The sequence below is a fragment of the Rathayibacter sp. PhB1 genome, assembly GCF_004362935.1.
Lineage (GTDB): Bacteria > Actinomycetota > Actinomycetes > Actinomycetales > Microbacteriaceae > Rathayibacter > Rathayibacter festucae.
Map to the genome: position 1 here is coordinate 93,452 of NZ_SNYD01000005.1, position 17,276 is coordinate 110,727.

Here is a 17,276-nt window from a genome sequence, read left to right on the forward strand (position 1 = left end):
GACGGGACCTCTGGCTCGCGGAAACAGCTCCGGCTCGCAGGATCCGCGCGATCGGGCGAGCCGAGGCGGATCCGGCGAGCCGGAGCAGGTGCGGCCGCGAGCCGGAGCGCGCGGTGCAGGTGGAGCGGGGAGCTACATGTTGATCATGTGGCCCTTGAGGCCGTGGAAGCCCTCCTGGAGCGCCTCCGACAGCGTCGGGTGGGTGTGCACGTTGCGAGCCAGCTCGGTCGCCGTGAGGTCCCACTTCTGCGCGAGCGTGAGCTCGGGGAGCAGCTCGGACACGTCCGGGCCGATCATGTGGGCGCCGAGGAGCTCGCCGTACTGCTTGCTCGCGATGAGCTTGACGAAGCCGGTCGGCTCGCCGAGGCCGTGCGCCTTGCCGTTGGCCATGAACGGGAAGGTCGAGACGGTGATCTCGTGGCCCTCGTCCGTCGCCTGCTTCTCGGTGAGGCCGAAGGAGGCGATCTGCGGCTGGCAGAACGTGGCGCGCGGCATCATCCGGTAGTCGCCGAGGGTCTGGGTCTCGGCTCCGGCGATGGTCTCGGCCGCGACGACGCCCTGCGCCTCCGCGACGTGCGCGAGCTGCAGCTTGGCGGTGACGTCGCCGATCGCGTAGATGTGCGGGACGTTGGTGCGCATGTACTCGTCGATGCCGATGGCGCCGCGCTCGGTGACCTCGACGCCCGTCTTCTCGAGGCCGAAGCCCTCGACGCGGGGGACCCAGCCGATCGACATGAGGACCTTGTCGACCTCGAGGGTCGACTGCGTGCCGTCCTTGCCGGTGTAGGTGACGGTGACGTAGCCGTCCTTGTCGACGACCGACTCGACCTTGGTCGAGGTGAGGATCTCGACGCCGAGCTTCTTGTACTGCTTCTGGATCTCCTTGGAGACGTCCGGGTCCTCGTTGGGGAGGGCGCGGTCCATGAACTCGATGATCGTCACGTCGACGCCGTAGTTCTTCAGAACGTAGGCGAACTCCATGCCGATCGCGCCGGCGCCCACGATGGCCATCGTGTCGGGCAGCTCGCGGGTCATGATCTGGGTCTCGTAGGTGACGACGTTCTCGGAGAGCTCGACGCCGGGGAGGAGGCGGACGCTCGCGCCGGTCGCGATGATCGCGTCGTCGAAGGTCAGCGACTCGGAGCCGCCCTTGGTGAGCTGCACGTCGAGGCCCTGCGTGCCGGTGAAGGAGCCGGTGCCGTCGAACTCGGTGATCTTGTTCTTCTTCATCAGGAAGTGGACGCCCTTGGTGCGTCCGTCCGCGACGGTGCGGCTGCGGTCGAAGGCCACGCCGAAGTCGAAGGAGACGTCTCCCGAGATGCCGAACTGCTTCGCCTGCGCGTGGAAGATGTGGGCGAGCTCCGCATTGCGCAGCAGCGCCTTGGAGGGGATGCAGCCCACGTTGAGGCAGACACCGCCCCAGTACTTCTTCTCGACGATGGCGACGGACTTGCCGAGCTGGGCGGCACGGATCGCGGCCACGTATCCACCGGGGCCTGCCCCCAGGACGACGACGTCGAAGTGCTGGGCCATGGATGATCCTCCATCAGAGTGGTGAGTTGTCGCGCGCGGGGAAGCACGCCGCTCTCCAGGGTACCGTTCCGCACCGACAGGACCCCGTGCTCCTCCGTGGGCGAACGACCGGTCGGCGCGGCGAGCGGGAATGCCGGCGGAGCTCCTGCGGTTGGGTCCCTCGGGCGACGAGGCCCGCCCTGTTCAGCCATCTCCGGAGAGAAGCACCCCATGACCGACACCGCCACCCGCACCGCCTCGACCAGCGCCCCGATCCTGGACGTCCTCGCCGAGCGCTGGAGCCCCCGCTCCTACGACGCCTCCGCGGCGATCGCGGACGAGACGCTGACCGCGCTGCTCGAGGCCGCCCGCTGGTCCCCCTCGGCCGGCAACTCGCAGCCGTCGCGCTTCATCGTCGCGCGCCGCGGCACTCCGGAGTTCGACAGCATCGTCGGCACCCTCGTCGGCTTCAACGCCGCCTGGGCCGGCTCGGCCGCCGCGCTGATCGTCGCGCTCGCCGAGACGGTCGACGAGAAGGGCGAGGCGCGCCCGTGGGCCGTCTACGACCTCGGCCAGGCTGTCGCCCACCTCAGCGTGCAGGCGCACCACGAGGGACTGCACGTGCACCAGATGGCCGGCTTCGACAAGGACGGGATCCGCACGGCGTTCGGCGTCGACGCGCGCTTCGACCCGGTGACCGTCGCCGCCGTGGGCGTGCTCGCCAGCCCCGACGCGCTCGAGAACGACGTGCTCCGCGAGCGCGAGACCGCTCCCCGCACGCGCCTGCCGCTCGAGGAGCTCGTGCTCGTCCAGGCGTAGTCCGCTCCCCCGAGGCCCCGTCGGCCGCCGCTCCGCGGTGCCGGCGGGGCCTTCGTCGTGCAGGGGTGCGCCTGTGTTACTCCGCGTGTCGTCGCGGCCGCCGAGGAGTCGGCGCTCGTCCGTACGATCGGACGGTCCGCCCGTACGCCCCGCCTCGGAGCCCTCATGACCGGAACCCCCGCCCGCACGAGCCTGGCCTTCGACGCCGCGCTCGGCCAGTCGGCGTTCCCGGTGCGCTTCGACGGGGTCGGCCGCACCTTCGCCCCGGGCGCCCCCGTGCTCGCCGACGTCTCGCTCGACGTGCGCGCCGGCGAGGTGATCGCGATCCTCGGCCCGAGCGGCTGCGGCAAGTCGACGCTGCTGCGGATCGCCGCCGGCCTGGACACGGCGAGCGCCGGCACGGTGCTGATCGACGGGTCGTCGGTCTCGGGGATCGACCCGCGCTGCGCGGTCGCGTTCCAGGAGCCGCGCCTGCTGCCCTGGCGCTCCCTCGCGGCGAACGTCGCACTCGGGCTCCCGCGCGGCACCTCGCGCGAGGCGGGCCGCACCGCCGTCGACGAGCTGCTCTCGCTGGTCGGGCTGACCGCGCACGCCGGCTCCCGGCCGCGCGAGGTGTCCGGCGGGATGGCGCAGCGCGCCTCGCTCGCCCGCGCGCTCGCCCGCAACCCCGGCGTGCTGCTGCTGGACGAGCCGTTCGGCGCACTCGACGCGCTGACCCGACTGCGGATGCAGGACCTGCTGCTCGAGGTGCACGCGGCCGCCCCCGCCACGATCCTGCTCGTCACCCACGACGTGGACGAGGCGCTGCAGCTGGCCGACCGGATCGTGCTGCTCGGCCGCGACGAGCCGGGCGGCGTCTCGCGCATCCGGCAGATCATGACGGTCCCCGGTGCACGGCCCCGCGACCGCGGCTCCGCCGAGCTCGCCGAGCGGCGGGTCGAGCTGCTCGAGGGGCTCGGGATCGAGCGGCACTAGGCCGCCGCGCCCCTCCTTCCTCTCCTCCCCAGGCGCCGATCCCGCCCTCCGTCCACGGATCCCACCGGTCGCGGACATCCCGTCCGTCCGCTCCCGCACACTCGTCCCACTCCCGCCACCGCACCGAAGTCGAGGCCCCCATGTCGTTCCCGTCGTTCAGCACCTCCCCGCTCACCCGCCGCACCGCGCTCGCGGGCCTGCTCACCGCCGCCGCGGTCCCGCTCCTCGCGGGCTGCGTCCAGGGCGAGGGCGGCGGAGGCGCGGCCGCGGCGCCCGCCGCCTCCGACGGCTCGACCGCGAAGACCCAGGGCGGCACGCTGACGCTCGACTTCGCGACCTACAACCCGCTGAGCCTGGTCATCAAGGAGAAGGGCTGGCTCGAGGACGCCCTCGCCGAGCAGGAGGTCACCGTCACCTGGGTGCAGTCGGCCGGCTCGAACAAGGCCAACGAGGCCCTGCGCGCCGGGGCGATCGACGTCGGCTCCACGGCCGGCTCGGCAGCGCTGCTCGCGCGCTCGAACGGCTCGCCGATCAGGACGATCGACATCTTCTCCCAGCCGGAGTGGTCCGCCCTCGTCGTGCCCGCCGGCTCGGCGATCACCAGCGTCGAGCAGCTCGCCGGCAAGCAGATCGCGGCCACCAGCGGCACCGACCCCTACTTCTTCCTGGTGCAGGCGCTCGAGGCCGCCGGCCTGAGCATCGACGACGTCACCGTGCAGAACCTGCAGCACGCCGACGGCTGGGCCGCGCTGCAGAACGGCTCGGTCGACGCCTGGGCCGGACTCGACCCGATCATGGCGGGCGCGGAGGCGGCCGGGGCGACCCTGCTCTACCGCAACGTCGACTTCAACTCCTACGGGCTGCTCAACGCCACCGAGAGCTTCCTCGCGGCCAAGCCCGACCTCGCGCAGACCGTCGTGAACGCCTACGAGCACGCCCGCGCCTGGGCCCTGGAGAACCAGGAGGAGACGGCGAGCATCCTCGCGTCCGTCGCCGGACTCGACGTCGCCGTGGCCACCACGGTGATCACCGAGCGCAGCAACCTCGACGTCGACAACGTGCCCGGCTCGGCCCAGACCGACGTGCTCGCCATCATCGGCCCGATCTTCGTCGCGAACGGCGACGTCGCCACGCAGGAGCAGGTCGACGCGGCCCTCGACTCGCTGATCGACGACAGCTACGCGACGGCGGCCGACCCGTCCGCGATCGCCTGACGGCGCTCCTGACGCCCGCACCACCCCCGCACGACAGCACCGACCCGGGACAGACCGACCCGCAACAGCACCGGCAGCGACACCGACCGAGGAGACGACGATGGCGACACGCGACGACGAGACCGTGACCGACGCCGACCTCGTGCGCCGGAGCACCGGGCTCGTGCAGGCGCCCGGCGCGGTCGGCACCGCCGTGGTCGGTCCGAGCGTCGAGGCGTCGCAGAAGCGGCTCCGCGACGACGAGGCGGCGCACGCCCGGCCGCTCACCTCGCGGCGCTGGTTCCTGGTGGTGGGCGGGGCGATCCTCCCGGTGCTGCTGCTCGCGGCCTGGCAGATCGTCACCACCACCGGGATGGTGTCGGTCTCGGTGTTCCCGTCGCCGGCGATGGTCTGGGCGGCGGCGGTCGATCTCGCGCAGCGCGGCGACCTCGGGCAGGACGTCGCGATCTCGACCCAGCGGGTGCTGATCGGCTTCGGCCTCGGCTCCGCGCTGGGGCTGCTGGTCGGCGCTCTCTTCGGGCTCTCCCGGGTGTGGGAGGTCGTGCTCGCACCCACGCTCGGCGCGATCCGCGCGGTGCCGTCGCTGGCCTGGGTGCCGCTGCTGCTGCTCTGGATGGGGATCGGCGAGGAGTCGAAGATCACCCTCATCACGATCGGCGCGTTCTTCCCCGTCTTCACCACCGTCGCGACCGCCCTCGGCCACGTCGACCGGCAGCTCGTCGAGGCGGGCCGGGCGTTCGGGCTCTCCGGGGTGCGGCTGTTCACCGCGGTGCAGCTTCCGGCCGTGATCCCCTCGGTGATCGCCGGGCTCCGCCTGGCGCTCGCGCAGTCGTGGCTGTTCCTGGTCGCCGCCGAGCTGATCGCCTCGTCGATGGGCCTGGGCTTCCGCCTGACCGACAGTCAGAGCAATGGGCGCATCGACCGCGTCTTCCTCGCGATCATCCTGCTGGCGGTGCTGGGCAAGCTGACCGACTCGATCGTGGGCGTGTTCCAGCGCTACGCGATCCGGAAGTGGGCGTGAGGATGACCGGCACGGCGCGTCCCACGACCGGTACGACGACCGGCACGACGACCACGGAGGCCCGACGATGAGCGAGACGATCGCCAACCTGCTCGAGGAGTCCCGCCGCTTCCCGGCACCCGAGGCCTTCGCCGCGCAGGCGAACGTCGGCCCCGGCGAGCACGCCCGGGCCGCCGCCGACCCGGTGGCGTTCTGGGAGGAGGCCGCCCGGCGCCTCGACTGGGTCGAGCCCTGGCACACCGCGCACCGCTGGGAGCCGGCCGTCCCGCAGGAGGACGGCACGCTGTCGGTCCCGCGCGCGACCTGGTTCGAGGGCGGCACGCTCAACGTCGCCGTCAACTGCGTCGACCGGCACGTCGACGCCGGGCGCGGCGACAAGATCGCCCTGCACTTCGAGGGCGAGCGCGGCGACCGCCGCTCGATCAGCTACGCCGAGCTGCAGCGCGACGTGGCCCGCGCCGCGCACGCACTGACCGCGCTGGGCATCGGGAAGGGCGACCGTGTCGTCGTCTACCTCCCGGTGATCCCCGAGACCGTCGTGATCACCCTCGCCATCGCGCGGATCGGCGCGATCCACTCCCTCGTCTTCGGCGGCTTCTCCGCCGAGGCGGTGCGCTTCCGCGTCGAGGACACCGGCGCGAAGCTGCTGGTCACGACCGACGGCCAGTTCCGGCGCGGTGTCGCCGTGCCGGTGAAGGCGAACGCCGATCACGCGGTCACCGGCGTCGCGTCGATCGAGCACGTGCTCGTCGTCCGCCGCACCGGCGACGAGACGCCGGACCTCCCCTGGACCGAGGGCCGCGACGTCTGGTGGCACGACGTCGTCGACGGGCAGAGCGACGTGCACGAGGCCGAGGCGTTCGACGGCGAGACGCCGCTGTTCATCATCTACACCTCGGGCACGACCGGGAAGCCGAAGGGCCTCGTGCACACCAGCGGCGGCTACCTGACCCAGGCGTCCTGGACGCACTGGGCCGTCTTCGACGCGAAGCCGGACGACGTGCACTGGTGCACCGCCGACCTGGCCTGGGTCACGGCGCACACCTACGAGATCTACGGACCGCTCTCGAACGGGCTCACCCAGGTGATCTACGAGGGCACGCCCAACACTCCGCACACCGCGCGGCACTTCGAGATCATCGAGCGCTACGGCGTCACCGTCTACTACACGGCGCCGACGCTGATCCGGACGCTGATGACCTGGTTCCCGGAGGGCGTGCCGTCGCAGTACGACCTCTCCAGCCTGCGACTGCTCGGCACGGTCGGCGAGTCGATCAACCCCGAGGCCTGGGTGTGGTTCCACGAGCGGATCGGCGGCGGACGCTGCCCGATCGTCGACACCTGGTGGCAGTCCGAGACGGGCGCGGCCGTGATGTGCCCGCTGCCGGGCGTCTCGACGCTCAAGCCGGGCTCCTCGCTGGGCGCCCTGCCCGGCCTCGGCGCCCTCGTCGTCGACGAGGCGGGCGAGCGGGTGCCGAACGGCTCCGGCGGCTACCTCGTGGTCGACCGCACGGGCCCGGCCCTCGCGCGGACCGTCTGGGGCAACCCGGAGCGGTACCGCGACTCCTACTGGGCCCGCTACGCCGACCGCGGCTACTTCTTCTCCGGCGACGGCGCGAAGTACGACGCCGACGGCGACATCTGGGTGCTCGGCCGGGTCGACGACGTCATCAACGTCTCGGGGCACCGGCTCTCCACCATCGAGATCGAGTCGGCCCTGGTGGCGCACCCGGCGGTCGGCGAGGCCGGCGTGGTCGGCGTCGAGGACGCGACGACCGGTCAGGCGATCGCGGCGTTCGTGATCCCGTCCGACGAGGCGATCGACCGCGCCGAGGAGGATCCCGGCTACTGGACGGCGCTCGAGGCCGACCTCTCGCAGGTGCTGCGCGAACACGTCGCGACGGCGATCGGGCCGATCGCGAAGCCGCGCGACGTGGTCGTCGTCCCGGATCTGCCCAAGACCCGCTCGGGCAAGATCATGCGCCGCCTCCTCGGCGACATCCGCGACGGCCGCGCCCTCGGCGACGTCACGAGCCTCCAGGACGACACCGTCCCGGAGCGCATCGCCCGCATCGTTGCCGCGCGCGGCTGACCCGCGCGGGCGCCGCGTCCAGCAGGGTGGGTCTCGATACGCCGCCTCCGGCGGCTACTCGACCAGCATGGGGCGCCGCCTCCGGCGGCTACTCGACCAGCATGAGCGCGCCGGACGCGCAGGAGGCGGGTCGGCGAGCGGACCCGCGACGGGGTCCGGTAGCTGTGGAGAGCCCGATGTGCGTCCACTCGCGCGGGTCGGCACCGTCGAGTGGACGCGTGCGGGGGCCTGCCTCGACCAGGAGGCCCCTTGCGGGTCCGTTCGAGGATCTCCCGGATCAGCAGCCCGCGCGGCGAGCCCTCAGCATGCTGATCGAGTAGCCCGCGGAGCGGGCGTATCGAGATCCACCGTCCTCGAAGACGAGTCTGCAGACCCGTCCTGCTGGTGACGGCGGGTCTCGATACGCCCCTGCGGGGCTACTCGACCAGCATGCGTGTGTGCGCGGGCGGGGCTACTCGACCAGCATGTGTGTGCGCGGGCGAGGCTACTCAACCAAGCATGTGTGTGCGCGGGCGGGGCTACTCGACCCGGCATGTGTGTGCGTGGGCGAGGCCACTCGACCGGTATGTGTGTATGCAGGCGGGGCTGCTCCACCCGGCATGTATGCGCGCGGGCGGGGCTACTCGACCCGGCATGTGTGCGCGCGGGCGAGGCTGCTCGAACCAGCGTGTGTGTGCAGGCGGGTCCGCTCGACCCTGCACGTGTGTGCCCGGACGGAGCCACTCCACCCGGCACGTGTGTGCCCGGGCTGAGCTGCTCGACCCGGCACGACGGTGTGCGCCGCCTGAGGCTTGCGGTCGGCTCCGAAGCGGGGCGGGGCGGGGGCATCGGGAGTAGCGTTGAGGCGTGCGCGATGTCCAGCAGCGAATCATCTCCGAGCTCCACGTCTCCCCCACCGTCGATCCGGCCGCCGAGGTCGAGCGGCGCAGCGGCTTCCTCGCCGACTACCTCCGGCACACCGGGGCCAAGGGCCTCGTGCTCGGCATCAGCGGCGGGCAGGACTCGAGCCTGGCCGGCCGGCTCTGCCAGCTCGCGGTCGAGCAGGTGCGCGCGGAGGGCGGCGACGCCTCCTTCATCGCGGTGCGGCTGCCCTACCGGGTGCAGGCCGACGAGGAGGACGCGCAGCTCGCGCTGACCTTCATCCGGCCCGACCGCCAGGTGACCTTCGACATCCACGCCGGAGTCGACGGCATCGCGTCCGCGTTCCGCGACGCCGTCGGCGAGCCGATCTCGGACTTCGTCAAGGGCAACGTCAAGGCGCGTGCCCGGATGGTCGCGCAGTACGCGATCGCCGGCCAGGCGGGCATGCTCGTCGTCGGCACCGACCACGCGGCGGAGGCGGTGACCGGCTTCTTCACCAAGTTCGGCGACGGCGGCGCCGACGTGCTGCCGCTGACCGGCCTCACGAAGCGCCAGGGCCGCTCGCTGCTCGTGCACCTCGACGCCCCGGCCCGCCTCTACGAGAAGGCGCCGACCGCCGACCTGCTCGACGAGAACCCCGGCCAGACGGACGAGTCGAACCTCGGCCTGGTCTACGCGGACCTCGACGAGTACCTCGAGGGCGGCGACGTCGCGACCGAGGTCGCCGAGGCGATCGAGGCCCGGTACCAGGCGACCGAGCACAAGCGGCAGGTGCCGCTGTCGATGTTCGACGACTGGTGGCGCGCCTCCGCCGTGTACACGCCCGGTAACCACTGACGGCACGGGCCCACTGACGCCGCAGGCCCGCTGACAGGACGAGCCGCCCCGGGAATCCTCCGGGGCGGCTCGCTCGTTCAGCAGGGGCCGGGGTTCAGTCCGCGGCGCGCGCGTTGTAGACGAGCACCTCGCCCGCGTCGACGTGCGCGCGGTAGGCGCGGAAGACCTCGAGCGCCTCGTCGCGGAGCACGCCGTCGACGACCTCGATGCCGCGCGCCTCGAACTGCGCGGCCCAGTCCTCGCGCATCGGACCCTCGTCGAAGGTGGAGATCTCCTCCAGCTCCGGGCCCGACCCGGCGACCACCAGGCGCCGCACGCCCGACCACAGCGTCGCCCCGTAGCACTGCACGCACGGCCGCCAGTTGACGACCAGCTCGTGCGCCGGCAGGCCCTCGCCGCCCAGGTCCCACGAGCCGAGCGCGGTCTGCGCGAGACCGAGCGCGGTGACCTCCGCGTGGCCGGAGGAGACTCCGCTCCCCAGGACGACGTTCACACCGACCGAGACCACGCGGCCGGAGTCCCGCTCCACGACGATCGCCGCGAACGGGCCGCCGTTGCCCTCGCGGAAGTTGCGGTCGGCGAGGGCGTGCACGAGGGCCATGCGGTCCTCGCGCTCGGGCAGGAACTCGGGGACGTCGCGCACGGCGTCCTCGATCCAGGCGGGCAGGGCGATCTCGTAGCGGGTGGCGAGGCGGTCGATGTCCATGCGTCCATGCTCCCATCCGGCGCGGCGGCACTCCGCACGGCCCGACCCGCCGTCCGGTCCGGCCCGGATCGCAGCCCCTCAGACGCCCAGGGCCTTCCCGAGGGCGGCGGCCTTCGCCGCCCAGAAGCGCTTCGCCACGCCGGTGCGGGAGAAGAGGGCGTCGAAGCCGTGGAACGCGCCGTCGACGATCTCGAGCTCGCAGGGCACCCCGGCCGCGCGCAGGCGCTCGGCGTAGCGGACGTCCTCGTCGTGGAAGAGGTCGAGGGTGCCGACGCCGATCCAGGCGTGCGGGAGGCCCGAGAGGTCGTCGCGGCGGGCGGGCGCCGCGTACGGCGAGACGTCGGGGCCACCGGGCTCCGCGCCGAGGTAGGACGTCCAGCCGAAGCGGTTGCTGCCCGGCGTCCAGACGCGGACGCCGCGGGGAACCGGTCCGGGTCGGGTGACGGTGCGATCGTCCAGCATCGGGTAGACGAGCAGCTGGAACGCGGGCTGCGCTCCCCCGCGGTCGTGGGCCAGGAGGGTCGCTCCTGCGGCCAGCCCGCCGCCCGCGCTCGCTCCGCCCAGCGCGATCCGCTCGGGATCGACTCCCTGCTCCTCGGCGTGCGCGGCGAGCCAGCGGAACGCGGCCAGCACGTCCTCGAGGGCGGCGGGCGCCGGGTGGGCGGGCGCGAGCCGGTAGCCGACGGAGAGGACGGTGATGCCGAGGGTGCGGGCGAAGCCGATGTTCGACGCCTCGTCGTCGAAGCGGCTGCCGAGCACCATGCCGCCGCCGTGCACCCAGACCAGCGCGGGCGCGGCACCGCGAAGGGTGCGCGGACGGTAGCTGCGGACCGGGACCGAGGTGCCGTCCGGCCCCGGGATCTCGAGGTCCTCGACGAGCAGGTCGGGCGGCGCCTCCCCGCCGACGGCGGCGCGTCGGGTGGCCAGGCGGAGCAGCCGCGGTCCGAGCACGATCGGCGGGACGAGGCGGCCGAGCGCGAGGTCGGGGTGGAAGCGCGGCGCGGCGCCGCGCGCGGACCCGCTCATGCCCGCGGGTCCGTGACGAGCGGCAGCACGTCGTCGTAGTGGCCGGGCACGACCGCCGGCTCGACGTCGTAGACGCGCACCGCGTCGCCCTCCGCGCCGTGCGCCGGTGGCCAGGGCAGCTCCTCGCCGCGGACGAAGGCCATCAGCTCGCCGTGCATCACCGTGGCGAGCGCCGCGGGCGGGTCCTCGCCCAGGACCCGGCCGGTCGCCTCGGCGTCGAGGTGGTCGAAGAAGAACGGCAGGTCGAGGCAGTGTGACGCGCCGCCGGTCGCGGGCGAGAGCCGGTCGAAGGCGTAGAGCCAGGTCGGCGCCGGTCCTGCGGCACGGTTCCGCGCCGCCTGCAGCACCGCGCGGCGGAACAGCAGGTCGGTCGTGCGGGGTGCCGCCCCGGGCTCGCGCTCGAGGCGCGGGCTGTCGAACTCGTCGGCGGTCGCCCCGATCAGGAGCGGCTTGTCGAGGCCGGTCGTCGCGGTCGCCTCGGACACGGGCAGGGGCAGGAGCGCGTCGCCCGAGACCGGCGCGAAGACGATCGCGTGACCCGACCCGGGCATCATCGTGAGGGCGGCGGTCTCGGAGAGAGCGTCCTGGTCGAGCGAGGCGAGCTCGGCGCGGGTGGGCTCGACGCCGAGGGCGTGCGCGAAGGCGGTGAGCTGCTCCTCCGCCTCCTCGATCGGGACGCTGCGATCGGTCGGCGAGATCGCGACGGCGCGCGCGAAGAGCGGCTGCGCCTCGGCGCAGCCGAGCAGGGTGAGCACGGCGCCGCCGCCCGCGGACTGGCCCGCGATCGTGACCCGGCCGGGATCGCCGCCGAACGCGCCGATGCTCTCGCGGACCCACTGGAGGGCGGCCAGCCAGTCGCGGACCCCGCGGTTCGCGTCGCCCTCGACGACGCCGAAGCCGTCGACCCCCAGCCGGTAGGCGGCGGTCACGACGATCACGCCGTCGCGCGCGAACGCCGAGCCGTCGTGCCAGTCGCTCGAGGCCGCTCCGGTGACGTAGCCGCCGCCGTGCAGGTAGACCAGCACGGGCGGCGAGCCGGCCGGCTCAGCGGGGGCGAACACGTTCAGCGTCAGCGTGTCCTCACCCGGGATCGAGTGCTCGGGGATGGTCGTGAACTCGAAGGGGCGGCCGCGCTGAGGCGTCGCCCCGTAGGCGTCCGCCTCGAAGACGCCGTCGAACGGCGCCCGCGGCTCGGGCGCGCGGAACCGGCGGTCGCCCACCGGCGCCTCCGCGAAGGGGACGCCGAGGAACCGGGCGACGCCGTCCTCCGCGACCCCGGCGACGACGCCGCGGGGCGTCTCGACGTCGATGCGCACGACCGGCTCCCGCTACGGCCGCACGAGGGTCTTGATCGCGCGGCGCTCGTCCATCGCGGCGTACGCCTCGGCGATCTCCTCGAGCGGCAGTTCCAGGTCGAAGACGAGGCCCGGCTCGATCGCGCCGCTCAGCACGTCGGGCAGCAGCTCCGCCATGTAGCCGCGGACCGGCGCGACACCGCCGTTGACGCCGACGTTCGAGCCGAACATCTGGCGCACGGGCAGCTCCGGGCCGCCGTTGGGCACGCCGACGTAGCCGACCATGCCGCCGGGGCGTGCCGAGTCGAGCGCCTGCTGCATCGACTCCTTGGTGCCGACGCACTCCAGGACGCAGTCCGCGCCGATGCCGTCGGTGAGCTCGCGGACCCGGGCGACGCCCTCGTCACCGCGGGTGTCGACAATGTGGGTCGCGCCGAAGCGGGTGGCGAGCGCCTGGCGGGACTCGTGCCGCGACATCGCGATGATCGTGGTCGCGCCGAGGCGCTTGGCCGCGAGCACGGCGCAGAGGCCGACCGCGCCGTCGCCGACGACCGCGACCGTGGAGCCCGCGGTGACGCCGGCCGAGACGGCGGCGTGGTGACCGGTGCCCATCACGTCGGCGAGGGTGAGCAGGCTCGGGATCAGTGCCGGGTCGACGTCGGTGCCGACCGGGAAGAGCGTGCCGTCGGCGAGCGGGACGCGGACCTTCTCGCCCTGCGCGCCGTCGGCGAAGCCCTGCTCGCCGACCTCGGCGCCCCACCAGCCGCCGGTGAGGCAGGAGGTCGAGACGCCGTTCGCGCAGTTGGCGCAGGTGCCGTCGCAGACGTAGAAGGGGGCGATCACGAAGTCGCCGACCGCGATGTCGTGCACGTCGTCGCCGATCTCCTCGACGACGCCGACGAACTCGTGGCCGATGCGGTGCGCCTCCTTCGTCGGGGTGACGCCGCGGTACGGCCAGAGGTCGGAGCCGCAGACGCACGCGGCGGTGACGCGCACGATCGCGTCGCGCCCGGTCGAGAGCACGGGGTCGGGCACCTCCTCGAGTCGGACGTCGCGCTCGCCGTGGATGATCGTTGCTCGCATGGGGACTCCTGCTCGAGAGGGGGTGGGGGCTCGTCCACGGTACGCCGCCGCCGCGGGGTGGAAGGGTGGCCGGTCAGGGGCTTGCACGAACGTCCGCGGCTGCTACGGCGGCGCCTCCCGCCAGCCGTCGGCGCCGACGACGACGTGCGCGACGAACCGCAGCCCGCAGGCCGCGCACGCCTCGGCGAGCGCCCGGGTCGCGGCGAGGTCGGAGGAGAGGACGTCCGCCGCGCCGGCGTGGCTGTGCGCGAGGCCGACGCCGGCCGCACCGCGCGCCAGCACCTCGGCCAGGATCTCGGCGACCGGCACCTCCGCGTGGGTGGGCGGTCCGTCGGCGAGCGCGATCACGTCGCGGACGGCCCCGGCGGCGGTCAGCGCGACGGCGAGCACGGTCTCGGTCGGCCGTGCGGCGAGCAGCGGCGTCACCAGCTCGGCGAGGCCGGCCGCGTCCGCGATGCGCGCGGCCCGCCCGGCGCGGTTCATCCTCCGCCGCAGCTCGAAGGACGCGACGATGCGGCAGGCGGCGACCTCGCCGACGCCGCGCTGGCGGACCAGGTCGGCCACGCCCGCGCGCGACACCGCGTCGATGCCGCCGAAGCGCGCGAGCAGACGCTGGGCGACGACCGTGGCGTTCGCCCCGCGGACCCCGCTGCCGATCAGCACGGCGAGCGTCTCCGCGTCGGTCAGCGCCTCCGGACCGCGGGCGCGGAGCCGCTCGCGCGGCCGCTCCTCGGGCGCGAGGTCGGCCATGCGCGCGCCGGCGGCGGGAGACGGGGAGTTCATGGGCGGGACGCTACCCGCCGACGCGACCCCGGCGAGGCGCCCGGGCGGCGACTGTGGACGGACCGCCCGCGATCGCCCCCTGTGGAGGAGCCCCCGCCCCCGGCCGCCCGTTCCACTCTCCAGAAGTTGCGGTAGTGGCGCGCGACTACCGCAACTTTTGAGGAATGGGAGGGGAGGGTCGGAGACGGGGGGGGGGGCGACAGGCGGGGCGGACCGGCCCGGCCTACGGCGTCGCGAGGCCCGCGGAGACCAGCAGGCCGTCCGGGCCCGCGTCGACGAGCACCACGTCGCCGTCGCGGATGGAGCCGTCGAGGAGGGCCGTCGCCAGCCGGTCGTCGATCTCCTGCTGCATCAGGCGGCGCAGCGGGCGGGCGCCGTACTGCGGGTCGTAGCCGCGCTCGGCCAGCCAGCCGCGGGCGGCGGGCGTGACGGCGAGGTCGAGGCGTCGCTCCGCCAGCCGGCGCGAGAGCCGGTCGACGTAGAGCGAGACGATCTCGCCGAGCTCGGTGCGGTCGAGCGCCTCGAACACGACGATGTCGTCGAGCCGGTTCACGAACTCGGGCTTGAAGGCCTGGCGCACCATCTGCTGCACCGCCTCCACCTTCTGCGGGCGGGTCAGGGACTGGTCCACCAGGAACTGCGAGCCGAGGTTCGAGGTGAGGATGAGGATCGTGTTGCGGAAGTCGACCGTCCGCCCCTGGCCGTCGGTGAGCCGGCCGTCGTCGAGCACCTGCAGCAGCACGTCGAAGACCTCGGGGTGCGCCTTCTCGATCTCGTCGAGCAGCACGACCGAGTACGGCCGGCGGCGCACCGCCTCCGTCAGCTGGCCGCCCTGCTCGTAGCCGATGTAGCCGGGAGGGGCGCCGACGAGCCGCGAGACGGCGAACTTCTCGCCGTACTCCGACATGTCGATGCGCACCATCGCCTTCTCGTCGTCGAAGAGGTGGTCGGCGAGCGCCTTCGCCAGCTCGGTCTTGCCGACGCCGGTCGGTCCGAGGAAGAGGAACGACCCGGTGGGCCGGTCGGGATCGGAGACGCCGGCGCGGGTGCGCCGGACGGCGCCGGCGACGGCCGAGACCGCCTCGTTCTGGCCGATCAGGCGCCGGTGCAGCTCGGTCTCGAGGTGCAGCAGCTTCTCGGTCTCGCCCTGCATCAGCCGGCCGACGGGGATGCCGGTCCAGGCGGCGATGACCGCGGCGATGTCGTCCGAGGTGACCTGCTCGTTGACCATGCGGCCCTCGGCCGGCTGCTCCTCCTGCTCGGCGGCCGCGAGCTCGCTCTCGGCGGCGGGGATGTCGCCGTAGAGCAGGCGGGAGGCGCGCTCGAGGTTGCCCTCGCGCTGGGCCCGCTCGGCCGCGATCCGCAGCGCGTCGAGCCGGTTCTTGAGATCGCCGATGCGATTGAGGGAGGCGCGCTCGCGCTCCCAGCGCTGCTGCAGCTCGGCGAGGTGGGCGCCGCGGCGGGCGAGGTCCTCGCGCAGCGTCTCCAGCCGCGCCTTCGAGGCGTCGTCCTTCTCCTTCTTCAGCGCGAGCTCCTCGAGCTTCAGCCGGTCGACGGAGCGGCGCAGCTCGTCGATCTCGACCGGCGCTGAGTCGATCTCCATCCGCAGGCGCGAGGCGGCCTCGTCGATCAGGTCGATGGCCTTGTCCGGCAGCTGGCGTGCGGTGATGTAGCGGTTGGACAGCGAGGCGGCGGCGATCAGCGCGGAGTCGGCGATGGCGACCTTGTGGTGCGCCTCGTAGCGCTCCTTCAGCCCGCGGAGGATGGCGACCGTGTCCTCGACCGTCGGCTCGCCGACGAACACCTGCTGGAAGCGGCGCTCGAGGGCCGCGTCCTTCTCGATGTACTGGCGGTACTCGTCGAGCGTGGTGGCGCCGATCATCCGCAGCTCGCCGCGGGCGAGCATCGGCTTGAGCATGTTCGCCGCCGCCACCGAGCCCTCGCCGCCGCCGGCGCCCATCAGGGTGTGCAGCTCGTCGATGAAGGTGATGATGCGGCCGCCGGAGTCGTTGATCTCGGCGAGGACGGCCTTCAGCCGCTCCTCGAACTCGCCGCGGTACTTCGCTCCCGCGATCAGCGCGGAGAGGTCGAGGCTGACGAGCCGCTTGCCCTTGAGGCTGTCGGCGACGTCGCCCGCGACGATCCGCTGCGCGAGCCCCTCGACGACCGCCGTCTTGCCGACGCCGGGCTCGCCGATGAGCACCGGGTTGTTCTTGGTGCGGCGCGTGAGCACCTGGCTGACGCGGCGGATCTCGGCGTCCCGTCCGATGACCGGGTCGAGCTTGCCGCTCGCCGCGATCGCGGTCAGGTCGACGCCGTACTGCGCGAGAGCGGACGACTCGTCCTGCTGGGGTGTCCGACCGGCCTGCATCTGCATCTCCTCCTTGCGGTTCGAAAGTTGAGTTCGGGTGACTCAAGTTTACGCCCGTCGGAGCCGCCGCGGGGGAGACGGCGAGTTCTCGAGGAGACGGCGCCGCCGGTCAGGCGGTGAGGCGCCCGTCGCCGAGGCCGCCGCGGAGGGAGCCGAGCGCGTCGCGGAGGACCGCGCGCAGTCGCGACTCGCGGACGCCCGTGAGGGCGGCGATCTCGGGCTGGGAGTAGCGACCGGCCACGGCGAGCAGCAGCAGCTCGCGATCCGGGCAGGCCAGCGCGAGGAGCCCCTCGGCGAGCGGGCGGCGCGATCCCTCCCGGGAGGAGCCGAGCGTCTCGCAGAGCACCTCGAGCAGCCAGAGCACCGGCTCCGGGGCGCGGGCGCCCTCCCGGGCACGGCGCCAGACGGCGGCGAAGGCCTCGGTGCAGAGCCGGTCGCGCGTGGAGGCGTCGGCGTGCACCGTGGCGATCGAGGCGGAGAAGAGCCCGCCGAAGCGGTCGAACAGCTCGGCGAACGCGGCGCGGTCGCCGGTCGCGACGGCCCGAAGCAGGCGCGCGGCCGTCTCGGCCAGGGCAGGGCGGACCCGCTCCGCACTCGCGTCGTCGCCACCTGCATGCATCTGCACAGAGTGTCACTGAAACGTGGACCGGGGCACTGCTTGCGATCACACCCGTCAGGGGG

General features: G+C 73.4%; 14 protein-coding genes. 6 read left to right on the forward strand and 8 right to left on the reverse strand.

Annotation, left to right across the window (positions count from 1 at the left end):
* Window positions 1–132: 132 nt before the first annotated feature.
* On the reverse strand, window positions 133–1,533 hold the full coding sequence (lpdA, locus tag EDF17_RS13560; protein WP_123447153.1) for a dihydrolipoyl dehydrogenase: 1,401 nt from the start codon (window positions 1,531–1,533) through the stop codon (window positions 133–135).
* Window positions 1,534–1,743: 210 nt separating this feature from the next.
* Here lpdA and EDF17_RS13565 point away from each other — a divergent pair, with 210 nt between their 5' ends.
* From EDF17_RS13565 to nadE, 6 genes are all read left to right on the forward strand, one after another.
* Window positions 1,744–2,331, forward strand: a complete 588-nt coding sequence (locus tag EDF17_RS13565; protein ID WP_123447154.1) for a nitroreductase family protein — start codon at window positions 1,744–1,746, stop codon at window positions 2,329–2,331.
* 165 nt (window positions 2,332–2,496) lie between these two features.
* Complete coding sequence (locus EDF17_RS13570) at window positions 2,497–3,306, forward strand: ABC transporter ATP-binding protein (RefSeq protein ID WP_123447155.1); 810 nt, start codon at window positions 2,497–2,499, stop codon at window positions 3,304–3,306.
* 140 nt (window positions 3,307–3,446) lie between these two features.
* The gene (locus EDF17_RS13575; RefSeq protein ID WP_123447156.1) at window positions 3,447–4,520 is read left to right on the forward strand and encodes an aliphatic sulfonate ABC transporter substrate-binding protein; all 1,074 of its coding nucleotides are present in this window, start codon (window positions 3,447–3,449) and stop codon (window positions 4,518–4,520) included.
* 100 nt (window positions 4,521–4,620) lie between these two features.
* The gene (locus EDF17_RS13580; RefSeq protein WP_123447157.1) at window positions 4,621–5,541 is read left to right on the forward strand and encodes an ABC transporter permease; all 921 of its coding nucleotides are present in this window, start codon (window positions 4,621–4,623) and stop codon (window positions 5,539–5,541) included.
* 79 nt (window positions 5,542–5,620) lie between these two features.
* Window positions 5,621–7,633, forward strand: coding sequence for an acetate--CoA ligase (gene acs / locus EDF17_RS13585; RefSeq protein WP_243732919.1), 2,013 nt, complete (start codon window positions 5,621–5,623; stop codon window positions 7,631–7,633).
* Between the two features lie 846 nt (window positions 7,634–8,479).
* Entirely contained in the window at window positions 8,480–9,331 is an 852-nt protein-coding gene (gene nadE, locus EDF17_RS13590) for an ammonia-dependent NAD(+) synthetase (RefSeq protein WP_123447159.1), read from the forward strand.
* Window positions 9,332–9,425: 94 nt separating this feature from the next.
* On the opposite strand, the gene EDF17_RS13595 is transcribed toward nadE, so the two are convergent.
* The 7 genes from EDF17_RS13595 to EDF17_RS13625 form a co-directional block, all read right to left on the reverse strand.
* Window positions 9,426–10,037: a nucleoside deaminase gene (locus EDF17_RS13595; protein WP_173234484.1), complete on the reverse strand. Its 612-nt coding sequence runs from the start codon at window positions 10,035–10,037 to the stop codon at window positions 9,426–9,428.
* 78 nt (window positions 10,038–10,115) lie between these two features.
* Entirely contained in the window at window positions 10,116–11,063 is a 948-nt protein-coding gene (locus EDF17_RS13600) for an alpha/beta hydrolase fold domain-containing protein (protein ID WP_123447160.1), read from the reverse strand.
* A complete protein-coding gene (locus tag EDF17_RS13605; RefSeq protein ID WP_123447161.1) occupies window positions 11,060–12,379 on the reverse strand; it encodes a carboxylesterase family protein in 1,320 nt (439 codons plus the stop codon). The genes EDF17_RS13600 and EDF17_RS13605 overlap by 4 nt, the downstream gene beginning before the upstream one ends.
* Before the next feature lie 12 nt (window positions 12,380–12,391).
* The gene (locus EDF17_RS13610) at window positions 12,392–13,441 is read right to left on the reverse strand and encodes a zinc-dependent alcohol dehydrogenase family protein (RefSeq protein ID WP_123447162.1); all 1,050 of its coding nucleotides are present in this window, start codon (window positions 13,439–13,441) and stop codon (window positions 12,392–12,394) included.
* Between the two features lie 102 nt (window positions 13,442–13,543).
* Window positions 13,544–14,224 carry a UPF0758 domain-containing protein gene (locus EDF17_RS13615; RefSeq protein ID WP_123447163.1) on the reverse strand — a complete coding sequence of 227 codons (681 nt, stop codon included), beginning with the start codon at window positions 14,222–14,224 and terminating at the stop codon, window positions 13,544–13,546.
* 223 nt (window positions 14,225–14,447) lie between these two features.
* A complete protein-coding gene (locus tag EDF17_RS13620) occupies window positions 14,448–16,595 on the reverse strand; it encodes an AAA family ATPase (RefSeq protein WP_123447528.1) in 2,148 nt (715 codons plus the stop codon).
* 109 nt (window positions 16,596–16,704) lie between these two features.
* Window positions 16,705–17,214, reverse strand: a complete 510-nt coding sequence (locus EDF17_RS13625) for a hypothetical protein (RefSeq protein WP_133672070.1) — start codon at window positions 17,212–17,214, stop codon at window positions 16,705–16,707.
* Window positions 17,215–17,276 lie beyond the last annotated feature (62 nt).

What these genes read in the sequence shown, in the direction of transcription:
- EDF17_RS13625 (WP_133672070.1), bottom strand. Translation starts at nt 17,214, where the DNA reads ATGCATGCAGGTGGCGACGACGCGAGTGCGGAGCGGGTCCGCCCTGCC.
- EDF17_RS13565 (WP_123447154.1), top strand. Translation starts at nt 1,744, where the DNA reads ATGACCGACACCGCCACCCGCACCGCCTCGACCAGCGCCCCGATCCTG.
- EDF17_RS13595 (WP_173234484.1), bottom strand. Translation starts at nt 10,037, where the DNA reads ATGGACATCGACCGCCTCGCCACCCGCTACGAGATCGCCCTGCCCGCC.
- EDF17_RS13580 (WP_123447157.1), top strand. Translation starts at nt 4,621, where the DNA reads ATGGCGACACGCGACGACGAGACCGTGACCGACGCCGACCTCGTGCGC.
- EDF17_RS13600 (WP_123447160.1), bottom strand. Translation starts at nt 11,063, where the DNA reads ATGAGCGGGTCCGCGCGCGGCGCCGCGCCGCGCTTCCACCCCGACCTC.
- EDF17_RS13570 (WP_123447155.1), top strand. Translation starts at nt 2,497, where the DNA reads ATGACCGGAACCCCCGCCCGCACGAGCCTGGCCTTCGACGCCGCGCTC.
- EDF17_RS13615 (WP_123447163.1), bottom strand. Translation starts at nt 14,224, where the DNA reads ATGAACTCCCCGTCTCCCGCCGCCGGCGCGCGCATGGCCGACCTCGCG.
- EDF17_RS13575 (WP_123447156.1), top strand. Translation starts at nt 3,447, where the DNA reads ATGTCGTTCCCGTCGTTCAGCACCTCCCCGCTCACCCGCCGCACCGCG.
- lpdA (WP_123447153.1), bottom strand. Translation starts at nt 1,533, where the DNA reads ATGGCCCAGCACTTCGACGTCGTCGTCCTGGGGGCAGGCCCCGGTGGA.
- EDF17_RS13610 (WP_123447162.1), bottom strand. Translation starts at nt 13,441, where the DNA reads ATGCGAGCAACGATCATCCACGGCGAGCGCGACGTCCGACTCGAGGAG.
- EDF17_RS13620 (WP_123447528.1), bottom strand. Translation starts at nt 16,595, where the DNA reads ATGCAGGCCGGTCGGACACCCCAGCAGGACGAGTCGTCCGCTCTCGCG.